At 29.1% G+C, this 431-nt stretch carries 1 protein-coding gene; it reads left to right on the top strand.

Features of this window, described 5'->3' with window-relative positions; genetic code table 11:
- Positions 1-35 precede the first annotated feature (35 nt).
- On the top strand, positions 36-431 hold a 396-nt coding region (locus tag AC1DJR_RS33590), incomplete at its 3' end, for a DUF3942 family protein (protein WP_002031084.1).

Genomic DNA, 431 nt, shown 5'->3' with positions numbered 1-431 from the left:
TATTAGCGTAGACTAAAAAGAGGGAGCGTGAAAGAGTGGATTTTCGATTTGAGTTCGCAGCGAAGGTGAAAGAATATTTAGATGATGAAAAAGATGAAAAAATAATAAAAGATGGACACAGAGATATAATTTATAAATATTTATATCCGTTAGAGAGTGAAATTGGAATTTTTAAAAACCCTAACTTTACTTTTTTTGCATCAGGAAGACGTTCACATATAGTATTAGAAAATATTGAATTTAAAACAGAAGTAAACGTAGAAAGTAATATAATTGAAATTACAAAAATAGTKGATAATGTGGTGATTCCATTAGATACTATCGTAGCTAAAGATCGGGAATTATTTGCACTTGGGCGTAAYGAGAAATTTAGTGTGCAAATATTAGAATATTATCTCTATGATACATTTGGAGAGAAGTTAGGTTTACAA

It is taken from the genome of Bacillus sp. 05T31 (genome assembly GCF_056396725.1).
This window is presented reverse-complemented; position numbering and strand designations above follow the sequence as displayed.